Source organism: Enterococcus dispar ATCC 51266 (assembly GCF_000406945.1).
GTDB classification, from domain to species: domain Bacteria; phylum Bacillota; class Bacilli; order Lactobacillales; family Enterococcaceae; genus Enterococcus_C; species Enterococcus_C dispar.
The window spans coordinates 1,553,504-1,571,660 of record NZ_KE136354.1; the positions used below are offsets into that span (position 1 = coordinate 1,553,504).

Genomic DNA, 18,157 nt, shown 5'->3' on the forward strand with positions numbered 1-18,157 from the left:
ACGCTTGACTTGCAGCAAGCGCCAGACAAAATATCTATTCTAAATTTAAGCGCTCTTTAAAAACTTTTAAATAAGAACGACTAACTGGTACTTTTTCACCATTTTCCATTGTAAGTTGTAAAGTATGATTAAACCAAGGCTGAATTTCTTTTACTTTTGTCACATTAATAATAAAACTTCGATGCGTTTTAATAAAAAGAGCTGGGGGAAGTTTTTGTTCAATTCCACTTAGTGTTCCAGTTGTTGAATAATGTTTATCATCAGTAAAAATACGAACGTTACGCTCATCTACAGAAACCATTTGCACGGTTTCTGGATGAATCAAAAAAATCCGATCATCGCTATGAATAGGAAAAGCAGACCATTGTTCAGTTGTCTGGGTGCTCGTATTTTGCGTGCGTGTCCTTTGTTTTTCTGCCTTATTAAGAATCTCCATTACTCGCTTTTCTTCAAAAGGCTTCAATAAGTAATCGTTGGCATTAACTTGAAAAGCTTGCAGGGCATAATCATCATAAGCCGTGGCAAAAACTAAGTAAGGAGGCTCCGTGAGATGCACCAATTTTTCCGCCAACTCAAAGCCACTTTCATCGGTTAAATGAATATCCAAAAATAAAATATCAGGTTTTTGTTCCATCATTTTACCCATTGCTTCTAAAACACCTTCTGCTTGTGCCACACTTATGACAGCAGGATGTTGGCTGACCAAATAACTCAATTCTTCTCTTGCCAGAGGTTCATCATCAACTAAAAGAACATGCATTATTCATTTCCTCCTTTAAGCTCTAATGGCAGCGAGATAGTAAAAATAGCCCCACCATTTTTTTTAGTTTCTACTTTTAACTCACCAGTCTCACCATATAAACTGTGTAAACGTCTACTTAAATTTTCTAAAGCAGTCCCCGTTCCTTTTTCTGAAACAACTGCTTGTTTCCCTAATTGTGACAACAAATCCGCTTTAATGCCAACACCATTATCTTCAACTTGTAAAATTAAAACATTTTTTTCACTGCGAATGGCAACTTCGACGTAATTATTTTCTTTACGATTGGCAAACGCATGTTTGATGGCATTTTCTACCAAAATCTGGACTGCATAAGGCGGGATTAAAGCATTGTTTAATGCATCGTTTGTCTGCACGTCAATCTGATACCGATTGGGAAATCGTGCCTGCTCCAATTGTAAGTAAGCCGCTAAATGTTGCAATTCTTGACTTAATAAAATTTTTGTCTGCCGTGCACCAGTTAAATTTCCTCGGAAATATGTGCTTAATTGCAGTAGTAAACTACGGGCTTGATCTGTATCTCGCCGCATCAAAGCAGAAATGGTGTTAATGGCATTAAAGAAAAAGTGAGGATTGACTTGTGCTTGTAAAGACTTAATTTCAGCATCTTTTAACAGCTGACTTCTTTCTTCTGCTTCCCCTAATTCTATTTGGGAAGAAAAAATAGTTGCTAAGCCTTCAGCTAATTCTTCTTCTACATAAGTTAATTTACTTTCATCAGTAAAATACATTTTTAGTGTTCCGACCACTTTTTCATGGGCAAAAAGTGGAATAACGATAGCTGCTGCTAACGGACAATTGGGATTTTTACAACCAATTTGTTCTTTAGAGTGGGCAATTAACATCTCACCTGACTGCAAAACTTTTTTAGACAGTTCAGTAATCACTTCAAGTTCAGGAATATGATGATCGCTCCCTGCTCCCACATGGGCTAAAATTTGATGCTTATCTGTCATACTAATAGCAGCCAGCTTAGTATAGCGTTGGATAATTTCTGCCGCTGCTTGACTCGATTCGCGTTTTAAACCTGCGCGAAAATAAGGCAGCGTTTGGGCTGCTAAGTTTAATACATCATGCGTTTGGACTGCTTTGGCTTGTTCTTCTTGCTTTAGCGTGATATTGATAATCGACATAAAAATAAACGTTCCGATCCCGTTAATCATAATCATCGGCCCCGCGATCATTTTGGCTAATTCAGTACCACTAAAAACCGCAACAAAAATCATTTGAACAGACTCCATTAAGATGCCAACTAACGCATATACAAAAGATTTATTTTGCCATTGTTTTTTGATTAAAAGCAGACGAATCAATCCCGACACAAGACCTATCAATAAAGAAGAAAAAATGTAAAAACTCCCTTCACCGCTTCCTTGAAAAAAGCGGTGCAAGCCGGCAATGCCGCCAACTGTTGTCCCAACGCTAGGACCACCCACGAGGCCCGCCACACTAATTACCAAAGTGCGGGCATTGGCAATGGAGGTATTCTCAGAAATATGGGTTAAAAAATTGCTAGGCACAATTTTATTACCGGTAATTTCAATGCCGGTAAAGTTAGTTAAGATCGCAAATAAACCAAAAACAACAATCAAAATCACTTTGGAAGAAAGTTGCTCTCTGTTTTCCAACACCCGTTTGAAATATGAAACATTAACTAATAAAAAGGCCAGTAAAATAATTAAGCCGACCCGCTCCATCATTAAAATAAATAAATCCAACATATGTACGCCCTCTTTTACTATCCATTTTCCTAATAGTAGTGGTCAAAAGGTCTGATTGTCAATTTTTAATGAGATAAAAAGCTATATCCAACTAAAATCAACTGCAGAATAAATACAAAACAAACCGCTCCAAGCCAAAGCTCAAAGCGGTTTGTTTTCCTGTTTTTAATACAACTCTAAATATTGTTCTCTTTCCCATTCTGAAACCGTTTGGCGGAATGAAGCCCATTCCAACCGTTTTGCTTCCACAAAATTTTGGCAAATGTGGTTGCCTAACGCATCCACCATTACTTGATCTTTTCGCAATTCTTTAATGGCATTGTGTAATGTTGAAGGCAAATCTTTAATTTGTGCTTCTTCTCTTTCTGCTTCATTCATGACATAAATATTACGGTCAACAGCAGGTGGTGGTGTTAGTTCCCGGTGAATCCCATCCAGACCAGCTTCTAGCAAAACAGCCATTGCTAAATAGGGATTAGCAGAAGGATCGACTGAACGCAATTCCAAACGTGTAGACAATCCACGTGATTCCGGTACCCGAATCAATGGTGAACGGTTGCGACCAGACCACGCTACATATACAGGTGCTTCATATCCTGGAACAAGCCGTTTATAAGAGTTAACGATTGGGTTGCAGACTGCTGTATATGCTCGCGCATGTTCAATCAATCCGCCTAAGAAATGATAAGCGGTCTGGCTTAAGCCCATTTCTCCTGCTTCATCATAAAAAGCATTTTCTTTGCCTTTAAATAAAGACATGTTGCAGTGCATGCCTGAACCGTTAATCCCAAACAATGGTTTTGGCATAAAGGTTGCATGTAATCCATGTTTACGTGCAATGGTTTTGACAACTAATTTAAAAGTTTGGATATTGTCACAAGCGTCAACAACATCCGCATATTTGAAGTCGATTTCATGTTGTCCAGGAGCTACTTCATGGTGAGATGCTTCTACTTCAAAGCCTAAGCTTTCTAATTCTAATACGATATCACGACGGCAGTTTTCACCTAAATCGGTAGGGGCAAAGTCAAAATAGCCACCAGCATCGTTTAATTCGGTCGTAATTTCTCCATCTTCATCTAATTTAAATAAGAAGAATTCTGGTTCTGGTCCTAAGTTAAATGAAGTAAAACCTAGTTGTTTCATGTGGTCCATCGCCCGCTTTAAATTACCGCGTGGATCACCAGCAAAAGGTGTCCCATCAGGATTATAAATATCGCAGATTAAACGCGCAACTTTACCATGTTCACTTTCCCAAGGGAAGATCATCCAAGTAGATAAGTCTGGGTATAAATACATGTCACTTTCTTCGATACGGACAAAACCTTCAATAGAAGAACCATCAAACATCATTTTATTATCTAAAACTTTTTCCAATTGGCTTACTGGAACTTCAACATTTTTGATTGTTCCCATGATGTCTGTGAACATTAGACGTAAGAAACGGACATTTTCTTCTTCGACAATACGTTTGATATCTGTTGCTGTGTAGTTTACGCGCGGCATATAATCCCACCCTTAATTAGTTTTTTTATTTTCAAACAACGCCTACATTCGCGGACCTTGCTTAAATGGATTTTGTTGAGTTAAACCACCTTGGCTTAGTAGTTCATCATAAAAAATTTGGCGTACATCTTGGTCAGTTAACGGTTTTTTATTTTTGGCAATCTTTTCTTGCTGTTTTTGCATCTCATAAGCATGTTTAATTCCCGCCATATTTAAACCTTCAGACAAGTAATCCTTGATTTCAAGCAAAATATCAATATCATTCAAAGAATACATCCGGCGGTTGCCTTCACTTCTTTCAGGATGAATCAAATCTTGTTCTTCGTAATAACGAATTTGCCGCGCAGTGAGATCTGTTAATTTCATCACTGTTCCAATAGGAAAAACTGACATGGATCGGCGCAACTCTTTTTCTCGCATGAAACTACTCCTTTCCGGTTGGTTTTTAACTTGGCATAACTATACCAATCTCATTTTTGAAAGTCAAGGGCATATGTTAGGTTTTATAACATAAATAATAAAAAATTTTCTGACAAATAAAAAGAACCTTGAATTGACAAGGTTCAAAGAATTATAAAAAAACTAAAATTATTTTTTATCTGAATAAAAAACAGCATTAACAGCATTTGCTACCGCAATTTTTACATGCTCATAGGTTAGACCACCTTGTACATACAATGAAAACGGTTCCCGTAATGGGCCATCGGCACTTAATTCAATACTTGCCCCTTGAACAAAAGTCCCAGCCGCCATAATAATATCATCTTCATACCCTGGCATATAAGCCGGTACCGGCGCAACAAACGCATCTACAGGTGAAAAACGTTGAATTGCTTGTGCAAATGTAATCATTGCTTCTTTTTCTTCCAGTTCAACTAACTGGATTAAATCGGTTCTCGGATCATTCCATTTAGGTGTGGAGTCGATGTTATACTCGGCTAATAAAGCAGAAGTAAACACTGCACCCTGGATTGCTTGACTTACAACATGCGGTGCTAAGAAAAAGCCTTGTAACATATCATAAACATTTCCCAACATCGCTCCGCCCTCTGCTCCGACACCAGGAGTTGTAAGACGATAAGCACATTTTTCAATTAAATCTTTCTTTCCCACAAGATAACCGCCTGTTTTGGCAATTCCACCACCAGGATTTTTGATCAATGAACCTGCCATTAAATCTGCACCTACTTGCGTGGGTTCCATTAATTCAGCAAATTCACCATAACAATTATCGACAAAAATCGTCACATCCGGCGCTACTGTTTTAACAAAATCACACATTTCCTTAATTTTGGCAATCGTAAATGAAGGCCGACTAGCATAGCCGCGAGAACGCTGGATTGCCACCACTTTTGTTTTTTCACTGATTTTATTTTTAACCGAATCAAAGTCTACTTCACCAATAGCGGTTAAATCGGCTTGCTCATAGGCAATATTGTATTCTTTCATAGAGCCAATGCCATTACCTGCTAAACCGATAACTTCCAGTAATGTATCATAAGGCGTCCCAGTAATATAAAGCAACTCATCTCCTGGTCGCAATACGCCAAATAACGCAGTAGCAATTGCATGAGTTCCCGAAACAATTTGAGGACGCACAAGGGCAGCCTCGGTTCCAAACGTTTCCGCATAAACTGCCTCTAATGCGTCTCGCCCCATATCATCATTACCATATCCTGTTGAAGGTAAAAAATGCGTTTCAGAAATATGCTGATTTGCAAAAGCCCGTAAAACTTTATTTTGATTATTTAAAGCAATTTGACGCAACTCTTCTAAGCGCGGAGCAATTTTTTGATCCACTCTTTCAATTGCTGCCACCAGCGTTGAATCAAATTCATCTGTCCAATTCATCTTCCATTCTCCTTATAATTGCAGTTTCTGGCAGGGAAAAACCTTTCACCAAATAATTTTCTGAAGCCGGTAAAAACTCTTCATGAACAAGTAGAGTTTCGCTTTTTAGCTGTGCCAGCAATTTCCCTTCATTTTGTGCTAAATAAACAGTATAAGGTTCCAAATTCTCCATTAATTGTAACCGAACTGCAGTCGTTAATTCTTCTTTACTACGACTGCTTTTAGCAGAAATTAAAACATTGGGAAAAAGTGTGGGCACAAAATGAGCAGTATCAATTTTATCCGCTTTATTATAAACCGTTAAAATCGGTGTTTTATCAAAGTCCAAGTCCTTGATTAAATCCAATACTGTTTGTTCTTGTTGACTGCGGTCTGGCGAACTGGCATCGACCACATGCAACAATAGATCCATATCACGGCTTTCTTCTAAAGTAGAATGAAATGCATCAATCAACTGCGTAGGCAAATCTTGAATAAAACCTACTGTATCTGTCAACGTTACTTCAAATCCTTCTGGTAACTTCCAACGTTTGGTTAAGGGATCTAATGTTGCAAAAAGCTCATCTTGTTCATAGGTTTTTGCTTCGGTTAAGACATTCATAATCGTCGACTTCCCTGCATTGGTATAACCAATCAAGCCAATTTGGAAACGATTATTTTTTCTTCTTTGGCGCGTCCGTTCACGGTGAGCAGCCACCTCTTTTAATTCCCGTTTTATGGCTGTAATCTTGTTACGAATATGGCGGCGATCCGTTTCTAGTTTTGTTTCACCTGGGCCTCTGGTACCAATTCCTCCACCTAAACGAGATAAATATTTTCCTTGGCCTACTAGACGAGGTAATAAATATTCTAGTTGGGCTAATTCAACTTGTAGCTTCCCTTCTTTTGATCGGGCGCGCAAGGCAAAAATGTCTAAAATAAGTTGGACGCGATCAATAACCGGTACTACAATAAAATCGGCAATTGTTTGACTTTGCCGCGGCGTCAGCTCATGATTAAAAATTACGAGATCGGCTTCATAGCTTTCAACTAGATTTTTTAATTCCGTTAGTTTTCCTTTACCTATAATCGTTTGACGATCCACTTGAGGACGTTTTTGAACCAAAGAAAAACAAACTTCCCCTTTAGCTGTCTTCGTCAATCCTTTTAACTCTTGCATGGATTCTCCAAAGTTCTTCCAAGTTTCTTCGGTTTCTACCCCAACTAAAATAACTTTCTCCTGTTCCATACTATTCCTCCAGCCATAACTGTATTTTTTGCTGTAAGTTTTCAATTTCTTCTGGTTGTGTAATCAAATCCACCCAAGTCCTCACCGTCATTCGATTGCGAAACCAAGTTAATTGGCGTTTTGCATAACGTCTTGAATCAAGTTTGATGTTTTCTTTTACTTCTTCAAGGCTTATTTGACCTTTGAAATAAGGAAAAAATTCACGATAACCGATTCCTTTTGCCGCTTGAACGTCCTCATAATTTTGTAACAGAGTGGCTTCTTCTAGGAGTCCTGTGGCAAACATCTGCTCTACCCGCTGGTTAATCCTTTCATATAGCACTTCCCGTTCTGTCGTCAAAGCGATTAAAAAATCATCGTAAATTTTTTGCGGTTTTTCTTTTGGTTGGGCGATACTATGTCCAGTCAAGTCAAAGACCTCTAGTGCTCGAATCACTTTACGCTCATTATTAAAATGAATTTTTTCACTCGCTAGTGGATCTTTTTGGGCCAAAACTTGCCACAATGCTTCTTTACCATATTGAGCCGCGTATTCAGTGTACTTTTGGCGTAAATTTTCTCCTTCTTGACCAAAACTTTCTGGGGCTCCTAATTTGTAATCGTAAAGAAGCGCCTGAATATATAATCCCGTCCCGCCTACCACAATTGGCAGCTTTCCTCTGGCAGTAATATCCACGATTTTATCCCGTGCTTCTTTTTGAAAATCAGCAGCAGAATAGTTTTCACTAAAATTACGAATATCAATTAAATAATGTGGGACAGCTTGCGCTTCTTCTTTCGTGACTTTGGCTGTGCCGATATCCAATTGACGATAGACTTGCAAAGAATCACCACTGATAATTTCACCGTCAAATTTTTGAGCCAATTGAATACTCAACGCGGTTTTCCCGACTCCTGTAGGTCCTGCGATCACTAATACTTTCATACGCTTCCTCATTTACTCCGTTTTGCATTACGAATATATTGTTGTGCTTTTTCCGGGAAATTTGTAATAATTCCAGTGGTATTTAACGCCACACATTTTTTCACTAACGCTTCTTCATCAATCGTCCATGGACGAATTGCTAAAGGTAAATCGGCCAAGCTGGCTTCATTTTTTAACACCCAATCCATTTTAGGGTGGATTCCTTCAATATAAGAACGATCCAGCGCTTCAATCACTTTTTTATTACTGGTACTTAAAATCAAGTCCAATTGTGTTTGTGGTTCCAATTTATGGATAATATCTAATGATTTAATATTAAAACTGCAATACCAATGCGTAAAAGGCCACGCGCGACTAGTCATTAAGGTGGCAGTTTTCATTTCAATTTCAGGATAATGATAATGGTCGGTTTTTAATTCAATCGTCAAAACCCCACGGAAATTGCGCATAACTAATAAGTCTAATACTTCTTTTAAAGTTGGAACTTTAGTATTTTGATACGCGGAAGAAAACCAACTACCCGCATTTAATTTTTTTATTTCCGCTAGTGTTTTTTCCCGAATTAACCCTTTACCATTGGTCGTACGTTCGACATCTTCATCGTGCATTACAATCAAATGCCCATCTTTTGATAAATGGACATCCAATTCAATCACATCACTATCTACGCGAACTGCTTCGGCAAAAGAAGGCAGGGTATTTTCCGGCCGTGTACCACTGGCACCGCGATGGGCTACAATTTGTGTCATCACGTCGCCTCCTTATCATTTTTTACTCACTACTAATTGTACCACTTCTAAGCTATTTTATTAACTTTGCAAACTAGAATTTCTAAATCCAAAATCCCAGAGAAATGCCTTTAACAATCTGTTTTTTGATTAATTGGTTAAAAAAATTCTGTGTATAGATACTAAGCAGCTTAAACGCTCTGAAGAAAAAATCGGACAAAGTTCACTCTTTAAAACAAAAAAGATGAGAAAATGTCAACAAGTACATTTTCTCATCCTCTGAAATTTCATTAAGCGCTAAAATAAGTTAGCGTATTGTCTGATAAGCGTTTTAACTCAGCTTTTCTTTCATTAATCAGTTGTGTTAAATCATCGGAAAAATGTTCCATAATGACCCGTCCGCCTTTATAGGCGTATCCTCCTACTTTTATCGTTTCATCGGGGGATAAAATGACTTTACGTTGCGCAATCTTTTTGAAAAATTCTTCTAAAATATAGTTCGGTAAATAAAAATTATTTTGTGCTGAAAAAGATTGCAGGTACGCATAATCGTCAATCGTAATATAACAATCATCAAAAGCGTCAAAGCTGACATACTCTTCCATCAAGACGCTACGCTTTTGCAAAATTTCATTGATTTTTTTATTTAACAGATTTAACGTTTCAATTTCTTTAACTTTAAGTTCTAAAGCGCGGCGCTTTTGTTCTTTTTTTTCATCGTAACGAATGCGTAAATTAAATGCAATCGTGACAATCAAAGCGCCGACAATAACACCCAAAAAACCAGCTACTGCTACTGCTATCATATTTTTCCTCCTGCTTATCAATCTGCCTGTCTTTTATTTTAGCATAAATTGTCGACAATTCGCATTTTTTAATCGCTTTTGCAACTGTAATTTTCCGTCTTATTTTGTCTTTGATTTTCTCTTCATTTTTTTTAATTCCACAGTGTTTTTCATTTGACCTATTTTGACCTATTCGTTATACTTCTTTTTAGAGGTTATCGCTTAAATGTGCTAAACTTGAGACGTATAATATATCACGTCGATTTGATTAAAGGAGGACTTTACATTATGAATTTAATTCCAACAGTCATTGAACAATCATCCCGCGGCGAAAGAGCGTATGACATCTACTCACGTTTATTAAAAGATCGCATTATTATGCTAAGCGGCCAAGTTACAGATGACTTAGCAAACTCAATCATCGCCCAATTACTATTCTTGGATGCACAAGATTCTGAAAAAGATATCTACGTATACATCAATTCACCAGGTGGCAGCGTAACTGCCGGGATGGCAATTTACGATACAATGAACTTTGTTAAAGCAGATGTGCAAACAATTGTAATGGGAATGGCAGCTTCAATGGGTTCATTCTTATTAACAGCTGGTGCGAAAGGCAAACGTTTTGCATTGCCAAATGCTGAAATCATGATTCACCAACCATTAGGTGGTGCCCAAGGACAAGCAACTGAAATTGAAATTGCTGCCCGTCACATTTTACAAACTCGTGATCGCTTAAATCATATTTTGGCTGAACGTACGGGTCAACCACTAGAAGTTATTGAAAAAGATACTGATCGTGATAATTTCATGACTGCTGAAGAAGCAAAAGCTTATGGCTTAATCGATGAAATCATGGTCACAAAATAATTAACACAAAAAAAGAATTGGGAAGTAATCCCAATTCTTTTTTATTTTGCAATGACAATTTTTCCTGCTGTCGGATGTCCAGCAATTTTTTCATGGGCTTCAATCACACTACTTAATTGAAAAGGTAATATTTCTGCGATATTAATAACTAAATTACCCGCAGCATATGTTTGCAATAAATAATCAAAAGCCACATGATCCAAATAATCTTTTTGAGGTGCAAAACCCAAATAGACTCCTTCTTTTCTTTTATCTTCAGAAGGTAAGTCATTTAACGCCACATAAGTACCACCAGGTTTTAAAATGGCTAATCCTGTCTCACTACTTTTACTGCCTTTTGTAGCATCAATCACGACATCAGCTTGTTCAAAAAATACATCCCCCGGATTTTCAGTATCATAAGGGACAAATTCATCAGCACCAAAAGCCCGCACTTTTTCTGCATTCTCTTTTCTGGCACTTGCCAAGATAAAATTACCATTTTGATGCAACAATTGTACTAATAAAGAACCAACTCCACCAGATGCACCTAACACCATTACTGTTTTTTTTGAATCGATTTTTAATAATTGAAACAATAAATTATAGGCTGTAATACCCGTTGTTACCATTCCTGCTGCTTCAGCAAAACTCATTTGATCTGGAATTTTAGCTGCTTTTTTATTTGGCAACACAACTTCTTCCCCATATGTCCCGCTAATCGGATGAATTACTACCCGATCTCCAACAGAAAAATCAGTTTCGTCTGCAAAAACTTCTGTCACAATACCGGCTGCATCATTTCCCAGTACATAAGGAAATGTCAAACTGCGATTTTCTTGCTGTGCCCCACTGCGTAATGAAACATCATACGGATTAATCGCAAAAGCTTTTACTGCCACGCGAATATGACCAGCTGTAAGTTCTCTTGGATTGGCTGTAATAGTTTCAAATACATCCTGCGGCTCTCCATAACCTGTTATTGCAAAGCGCTCCATCAAAATCCCTCCTTATTTCTTTTCGTATATAAAGTGTAGCGAGGAAACAAAAAAAGCGCAAAGATTTGCGCTTTTTAACCTTTCACAAGTGAGCCTCATATATTTAGAGCAACTACCTTTTTAACAAGCTGTCTTTTTTTCATTCTCTATTTCAATTTTTTATTTCGGAATACTTGCCTGCCATAAATTCTTTTCCTAATTGACAATAATGCTGAATATTGGCTTTGTTTTTAGCAATTTCTGCTGGTGTTAATTTGCGAATAACTTGTGCAGGACGTCCAAATGCTAAGACATTAGGCGGAATAATTGTTCCTTGGGTCACAAGGGAACCTGCACCAATGAAACTATTTTCCCCAATTACTGCATGATTTAAAATAATGGAACTCATTCCAATTAATGCACCTTGTTCCACTTTGCAACCATGTAACATACATTGGTGTCCCACTGTTACATCATTAGCAATTTCCGTTGGGGCATCATGGTCGACATGAATAATCGTTCCATCTTGAATATTCGTGCGGGCGCCAATTTTCACAAAATTACTGTCGCCGCGAATAACGCTGTTAAACCAGATCGTAGCCTCTTTTCCTAAAGTCACATTCCCTAATACAACAGCATTTTTAGCGATAAAATTTTCCATCTTTAAGCCTCATCTTTTCTTAAAATTCCTCTTTTATTATCGTCATTATAACACACCAAGAAGAGCTAAAAAAAAGGAGCGCTGCTTTAGCGCTCCTGCATCGTTTAATCGTAATCGCCCTCTTCGGCAAATTGACTTTGATAAAGTTTACTGTAAAAGCCACCTTCAGCCAGTAAGCTTTCATGAGTTCCTTTTTCAATAATGGATCCTTGATTCATCACCAAGATCAAATCCGCTTCACGAATGGTCGATAGTCGGTGAGCAATGACAAAACTTGTGCGTCCTTCCATCACTTTGTCCATTGCTTTTTGAATTAATGCTTCCAAGCGGGTATCGACTGAGCTAGTTGCTTCATCCAAAATCAAAATTTTAGGATCTGAAATAACTGCGCGGGCAATCGTTAACAATTGCTTTTGTCCTAAAGAAACGTTATTACCTTCAGCATTAATCATCATTTCATAACCATCTGGCATCGTTCGGATAAAATGATCGACATTTGCCGTTTTGGCAGCATCTACCACTTCATAGTCTGTCGCATCTAACTTGCCAAAGCGGATATTTTCACCAATGGTGCCTTCATATAACCAGGCATCTTGCAATACCATGCCAAAAACCGATCGGACCTCACTACGTTTCATTTTTTTTGTATCAATACCGTCGATTTTAATCGCCCCAGCATTCACATCGTAAAATCGCATCAACAAGTTAATTAAAGTGGTTTTACCAGCGCCAGTTGGCCCCACAATTGCTACCGTTTGACCTGCTTTGACACTAAAGTTCAAATCTTTAATTAATGGTTTGTCTGGTGTATAGCTAAAAGAAACCTGTTCGAAATCAACGTCTCCAGAAACAACTGTTGGCAGTGCTATATCAGTTTCATTTAAAACTTCTTCTGCTTCATCTAAGATTTCAAAGACCCGTCTCGAGGCTGCCGAGGCACTTTGTAAGACGGAAGAAAGTTGAGTAATATTTCCTAAAGGCTGACTAATTTGCCAAATATATTGAATGAACGCTTGTAATTGACCCACTACAATGACGCCGCCAATCACATAGTAACTTCCAAGAACTGCCATTACGATATACGTAATATAGGCTGTTAAAGATACCAAAGGCATCATTAAACCAGAGATAAAAGTGGCGCGAAAACCATAATGTTTCAATTTGTGGTTAACATTTTTAAAACCTTCTACTGTTTGCGCTTCCCGCCCATATACTTTTAAGACACTAAAGCCTGTCATATTTTCTTGAACGTAACCATTTAATTCTCCTAATGCATTTTGCATTCCTTGAAAATATTTTTGCGAGATTTTCACAATTCCTCGGGAAATGAGGAAAGAAGCCGGAATCATAATGATAGATAATAACGCCATATAAATATTAATATAAAACATCATTGCCAGTGCCATGATAATTCCTAATACCGCATTTACAATTCCAATTAAAGCTTGTTGCATTGCACCACTCACGGCATCCACATCATTGGTTACCCGGGATAAAATATTTCCCTGTTGATTTTTATCAAAATAAGAAACAGGCAGACGATTGATTTTTTCATCAATATCTTGGCGCAAATCATACATTGCACTTTGTACGACATTCGTAATTAAAAGGCCAGAACACAATTGTGCCACACAATACCCGACACCAACCGCAGTAATCCAAACTAAACACTTTAAGACATAGTCAAAATTAATTTTTTCTCCGTTGGCAATATTTTTAGCCACTTCGGTTGTAGGTAATCCTGCCACATAAGGCATCGCAGCATTTAATGCCACGGTTAAAACAACAAAAAATAAAACGAGAAAGACTGTAACCTTATATGGGTTCAAATAGCGTGCTAAACGTTTTAAAGAAGAGAATGATTTCATTGGGCTAATTCCTCCTCTGATAACTGAGAAGCTGCAATATCATAATAAATACTGCAATTTTTCAGAAGTTCTTGGTGAGTTCCCATGCCAACTACATTACCTTCATCTAATACAATAATTTTGTCAGCATGCATAATGGTTCCGACCCGCTGTGCGACAATTAAAACTGTTGATTCAGTCGTTTCTTTTTTCAAGCGTGCCCGTAATTTGGCATCGGTTTGATAATCTAAAGCGGAAAAACTGTCATCAAAAATATAGATTTCAGGATTACGAATAATCGCGCGGGCAATCGCTAAGCGTTGCTTTTGGCCACCAGAAAAATTCGTGCCGCCTTCTGATAAAAGAGCATCAAATCCTTCTGGCGTTTGGCTAATAAAATCCGCAGCTTGAGCGATATCCACCGCTCGCTGCATTTCTGCTTGGGTTGCATCTTCTTTACCGTAACGCAAGTTTTCCGCAATAGTGCCCGTAAAAAGCAAAGCTTTTTGCGGAATATAGCCAATTTTTTCACGTAAACTCTTTAAACGATAGTCCTTGACGTTAACTCCATCAATTAAGACTTCCCCTTCGCTGACATCATAAAAACGTGGGATCAATTGAATCAATGTTGACTTACCAGAACCAGTACTACCGATAAAAGCCACTGTTTCACCAGGTTGTGCAGTAAAACTGACATTGCGAATAATCGGACTTTCTGAGTGTCCCGGATAAGCAAAGGTTACATCTTTGAATTCCACATAGCCATGAGTGGCTGTTTTAGTTACGCCATCTGCTTTTTCCACAATTTCAGAAGTTGCATCCAACGCTTCTTGAATTCGTCTGGCCGATACGGCCGCTCTGGGATACATCATAAAGACAGAGGCAAAGAGCATAAAAGAAAATAAGGCATGGAAAATATATTCGATAAAGGCAATCAAATCCCCAATTTGTAAACTTCCTTGATCAATTTTAATCGTCCCATTCCAAATAATTAGAACCATGACAATATTAAAAAGAAAGAAAAACCCGGGTTGCGCCACTGCCATTAAGCGGAATAAGCTTTTTGAACTGGAAGCATAAGCTTTATTCACCTTTTCAAAACGCTTTTCTTCAAATTTTTCATTAACAAAAGCTCGAATAACGCGTAATCCCGATAAATTTTCTCGTAAAATCGCATTGATTTTGTCCAAATTATTTTGCTGTTTGGTTGATAATGGATCTGAAAACTTCGCAATCGCAATAACTGCCAACAATAAAATAGGCAAAGCAGCCAAAACATACCAACTCAAAGAAGGACTGGTTCGAAATATCATATATAAACTGACGATAAACATCATCGGCGTCATAAAACCAGTTCGCAAGATATTTTGCATAAACAACATAATTTGATAGGCATCATTGGTTACCCGTGTAATTAAAGACGAAACCCCAATCTGCTCATACTCATAGTGAGAGTAGCCTTGTGTCTTGGCAAATAAATCATCGCGAATATCAGCTGTAATATTGGTGGTAATACGGGTGGTAAAATACCCCAGCAAAATATTCATCGCTACCCCTAAAATCGTAATAATGACCATTAATAACCCTAATTGCTGGATTTGACTAAAACTTTTTGCGGGAATTGCCGAATCAATCATCCGTGCCAAAATCGTTGGTAAACCCAGTTCGATAATGATAAACCCAAAGACACAGATGAAATCAAAAAGTAAAAGTTTTTTGTAGCGCATTGTGTAATGCCACATCAATTTCATATTTTTTCCTCCTTTATTAAAATAAAGACAGGCAGCGCCTGTGAACGCGTAAAATTGCCGGAACTGTTTTCAAAAGAAAAATGGCACCTCAAAAATAACTTGAAGTGAGACCACGCGTTACCAAATTTTCGCATTACCCTCACTATAACACAGTATATTTTCTAATTGTAGCCAAATTCACCAGAAATTTTAAGGATTTTTTCTCCTTATTAATAAGAAATGAAAACTGGCTAAATGAGCTGATTTAAAAGTTTCTTGACTTACTTTACTGAAATAAATAGTTTTTAAGAGAAATAAAAATTCCTTTTTGTAACCCTTTTACCCCTTTGCCTTTTCTATACTTATTGAAAAATCTATGCTAAAATAGCATTAATTGGGCGTTAATACGCCAAAGGAACGGTTGAATTGAAACATAAGCGGAAAGTAAAGACGAGACTTTCTCTTTTTAAAGATCTTCTGATTTTTAAAAAGCATCCACATTTTGGCGGAGATTTTGCTAGTTGTTAAAATTATTTGCACTATCCAGCTGCAAATATTTTAGCAAAAAGTACCTCCCCTGTTTTTTGAATGCCTTAATTCTCGTACTTGGTCATCTTTAGATGTCATTTTTATACCGTTTAAATTAACTAATAAAGGAGTCAAACACATGATCTACAAAGTTTACTATCAAGAAACAAAAATTCGCAATCCAAAAAGAGAACAAACACAAGCAATTTACGTTGAGGCAGCCGATGAAGTTACGGCTCGTGCGTTAGTTGAAGAACACACCCCATACAATATTGAATTCATTCAAGGTTTAGATGATAGCCATCTAGCTTATGAAAAAGAAAATACAGACTTCAAGTTGACGGAGTTTTAAAATGAAAGTCTCTTTGAAGAACAACGAAACCGGCGTCTTTGGAATCGGTGGTCTTGGTGAGATTGGAAAAAACTGTTATGGGGTACAATTTCAAGACGAAATCATCATTATTGATGCTGGGATCAAATTTCCAGAAGATGAATTACTTGGAATTGACTATGTCATTTCCGATTATAGTTACATTGTGCAAAACTTACCTAAAGTAAAGGCCCTTGTAATAACTCACGGTCACGAAGATCACATTGGGGGAATTCCCTACCTATTACGTCAAGCGAATATCCCTATCTATGCCGGACCATTAGCACTTGCGCTTATTACAAATAAGTTGGATGAACACGGTTTATTGCGGGATGCGCAGTTACATGAAATTAACGAAGACACAATTATCCGTTTTAGGAAAACTTCTGTTAGCTTTTTCCGCACCACTCACAGTATTCCAGATGCATTAGGAATTGTGGTCAAAACTCCTTCTGGCAATATTGTTCAAACCGGTGATTTTAAATTCGATTTTACACCGGTTGGCGAACCTGCTAATTTACACAAAATGGCACGAATTGGCGAAGAAGGCGTATTGTGTCTGTTATCTGACAGTACAAATGCTGAAATTCCAACATTTACCAAATCTGAAAAAATTATTGGTACTTCCATTTTGAAAATCTTTGAAAAAATTGAAGGCCGTATTATTTTTGCCTCTTTTGCTTCTAATATTTTCAGACTGCAACAAGCAGCAGATGCTGCGGTGGCTACAGGACGTAAAATTGCGGTCTTTGGTCGCAGCATGGAAAATGCGATGATTAACGGACAAAAATTAGGCTATATAAAAGTTCCCGATGGTACTTTTATTGACGCGCATGAAGTCAATCGATTACCAGCCAATGAAGTCTTGATTTTATGTACTGGCTCACAAGGTGAACCAATGGCAGCTTTAAGCCGCATTGCCAACGGTACCCACCGTCAAATTCAAATTCAACCAGATGATACGGTGATCTTTTCTAGCTCACCAATTCCTGGTAATACAACCAGTGTCAACCATTTGATTAACTTACTAATGGAAGCTGGTGCTGAAGTTATTCACGGTAAAATTAACAACATTCATACTTCTGGACATGGTGGCCAAGAAGAACAAAAATTGATGTTGCGCTTAATGAAACCTAAATATTTTATGCCAATTCATGGAGAGTATCGGATGTTAAAAATCCATACCCAACTAGCCCAAGATACAGGCGTACCAAAAGAAAATTGCTTCTTGATGGAAAATGGCGATATGTTAGCTTTAACTGCTGACAGTGCCCGTATTTGCGGCCATTTCAATGCCGGAGATGTTTACGTCGATGGTAGCGGCATTGGAGATATCGGTAACGTAGTTTTACGCGACCGTCATATTTTATCAGAAGAAGGTTTGGTTTTAGCTGTGGCAACAGTCGATATTGCCAAAAAAGAAATTTTGGCTGGTCCTGACATTTTATCTCGTGGTTTTGTCTATATGCGTGAATCCGGCGAAATGATTAACGAAGGACAAACCTTACTGTTCAAAGCCTTAAGAGAAGCGATGAATCAACCAGATTGTAACGAATTCAAACTAAGAGAAGCGATGTCTAACGCATTGCAACCTTATTTGTTTGAAAAAACCGAGCGTCATCCCATGATTTTATCTATGATTATGACACCGGAAAATTAAAGTAACGACT

Annotated in this window: 16 protein-coding genes; 3 read left to right on the forward strand and 13 right to left on the reverse strand. The window is 37.7% G+C overall.

The features are described 5' to 3' along the window. Positions 1-34: 34 nt before the first annotated feature. The 9 genes from RK01_RS07495 to RK01_RS07535 all read right to left on the reverse strand — a co-directional run bounded on the left by RK01_RS07495 (position 35) and on the right by RK01_RS07535 (position 9,543). On the reverse strand, positions 35-760 hold the full coding sequence (locus tag RK01_RS07495; RefSeq protein WP_016172692.1) for a LytR/AlgR family response regulator transcription factor: 726 nt from the start codon (positions 758-760) through the stop codon (positions 35-37). Beyond that, a complete protein-coding gene (locus RK01_RS07500; RefSeq protein ID WP_016172693.1) occupies positions 760-2,502 on the reverse strand; it encodes a sensor histidine kinase in 1,743 nt (580 codons plus the stop codon). Before RK01_RS07500 ends, RK01_RS07495 begins: the two co-directional genes overlap by 1 nt. A 165-nt stretch (positions 2,503-2,667) precedes the next feature. Further along, the gene (gene glnA, locus RK01_RS07505; protein WP_016172694.1) at positions 2,668-4,008 is read right to left on the reverse strand and encodes a type I glutamate--ammonia ligase; all 1,341 of its coding nucleotides are present in this window, start codon (positions 4,006-4,008) and stop codon (positions 2,668-2,670) included. A 42-nt stretch (positions 4,009-4,050) separates the two neighbouring features. After that, positions 4,051-4,428 (reverse strand): MerR family transcriptional regulator, encoded by a 378-nt coding sequence (locus tag RK01_RS07510; protein WP_016172695.1) that lies wholly within the window; start codon positions 4,426-4,428, stop codon positions 4,051-4,053. Positions 4,429-4,596: 168 nt separating this feature from the next. After that, a complete protein-coding gene (locus tag RK01_RS07515; protein ID WP_016172696.1) occupies positions 4,597-5,859 on the reverse strand; it encodes a methionine gamma-lyase family protein in 1,263 nt (420 codons plus the stop codon). Next, a complete protein-coding gene (gene hflX / locus RK01_RS07520; RefSeq protein ID WP_016172697.1) occupies positions 5,843-7,087 on the reverse strand; it encodes a GTPase HflX in 1,245 nt (414 codons plus the stop codon). Before hflX ends, RK01_RS07515 begins: the two co-directional genes overlap by 17 nt. A 1-nt stretch (position 7,088) precedes the next feature. Further along, complete coding sequence (gene miaA, locus RK01_RS07525) at positions 7,089-8,012, reverse strand: tRNA (adenosine(37)-N6)-dimethylallyltransferase MiaA (protein WP_016172698.1); 924 nt, start codon at positions 8,010-8,012, stop codon at positions 7,089-7,091. A gap of 8 nt (positions 8,013-8,020) precedes the next feature. After that, positions 8,021-8,761, reverse strand: coding sequence for a glycerophosphodiester phosphodiesterase family protein (locus RK01_RS07530; protein WP_016172699.1), 741 nt, complete (start codon positions 8,759-8,761; stop codon positions 8,021-8,023). A gap of 269 nt (positions 8,762-9,030) precedes the next feature. Further along, complete coding sequence (locus tag RK01_RS07535; RefSeq protein WP_195517167.1) at positions 9,031-9,543, reverse strand: hypothetical protein; 513 nt, start codon at positions 9,541-9,543, stop codon at positions 9,031-9,033. A 270-nt stretch (positions 9,544-9,813) separates the two neighbouring features. On the opposite strand from RK01_RS07535, the gene clpP reads away from it, so the two are divergent. Beyond that, positions 9,814-10,395 (forward strand): ATP-dependent Clp endopeptidase proteolytic subunit ClpP, encoded by a 582-nt coding sequence (gene clpP / locus RK01_RS07540; protein ID WP_016172701.1) that lies wholly within the window; start codon positions 9,814-9,816, stop codon positions 10,393-10,395. A gap of 41 nt (positions 10,396-10,436) precedes the next feature. On the opposite strand, the gene RK01_RS07545 is transcribed toward clpP, so the two are convergent. From RK01_RS07545 to RK01_RS07560, 4 genes are all read right to left on the reverse strand, one after another. Then, the gene (locus RK01_RS07545; protein ID WP_016172702.1) at positions 10,437-11,372 is read right to left on the reverse strand and encodes an NADP-dependent oxidoreductase; all 936 of its coding nucleotides are present in this window, start codon (positions 11,370-11,372) and stop codon (positions 10,437-10,439) included. A gap of 151 nt (positions 11,373-11,523) precedes the next feature. Continuing rightward, positions 11,524-12,012: a gamma carbonic anhydrase family protein gene (locus RK01_RS07550; RefSeq protein WP_016172703.1), complete on the reverse strand. Its 489-nt coding sequence runs from the start codon at positions 12,010-12,012 to the stop codon at positions 11,524-11,526. A gap of 104 nt (positions 12,013-12,116) precedes the next feature. Continuing rightward, entirely contained in the window at positions 12,117-13,880 is a 1,764-nt protein-coding gene (locus RK01_RS07555; RefSeq protein WP_016172704.1) for an ABC transporter ATP-binding protein, read from the reverse strand. Beyond that, on the reverse strand, positions 13,877-15,610 hold the full coding sequence (locus RK01_RS07560) for an ABC transporter ATP-binding protein (protein WP_016172705.1): 1,734 nt from the start codon (positions 15,608-15,610) through the stop codon (positions 13,877-13,879). The genes RK01_RS07555 and RK01_RS07560 overlap by 4 nt, the downstream gene beginning before the upstream one ends. A 646-nt stretch (positions 15,611-16,256) precedes the next feature. On the opposite strand from RK01_RS07560, the gene RK01_RS07565 reads away from it, so the two are divergent. Continuing rightward, on the forward strand, positions 16,257-16,469 hold the full coding sequence (locus RK01_RS07565) for a DNA-directed RNA polymerase subunit epsilon (protein ID WP_016172706.1): 213 nt from the start codon (positions 16,257-16,259) through the stop codon (positions 16,467-16,469). A gap of 1 nt (position 16,470) precedes the next feature. After that, entirely contained in the window at positions 16,471-18,147 is a 1,677-nt protein-coding gene (rnjA, locus tag RK01_RS07570; protein ID WP_016172707.1) for a ribonuclease J1, read from the forward strand. The last annotated feature ends 10 nt before the right edge of the window (positions 18,148-18,157 follow it).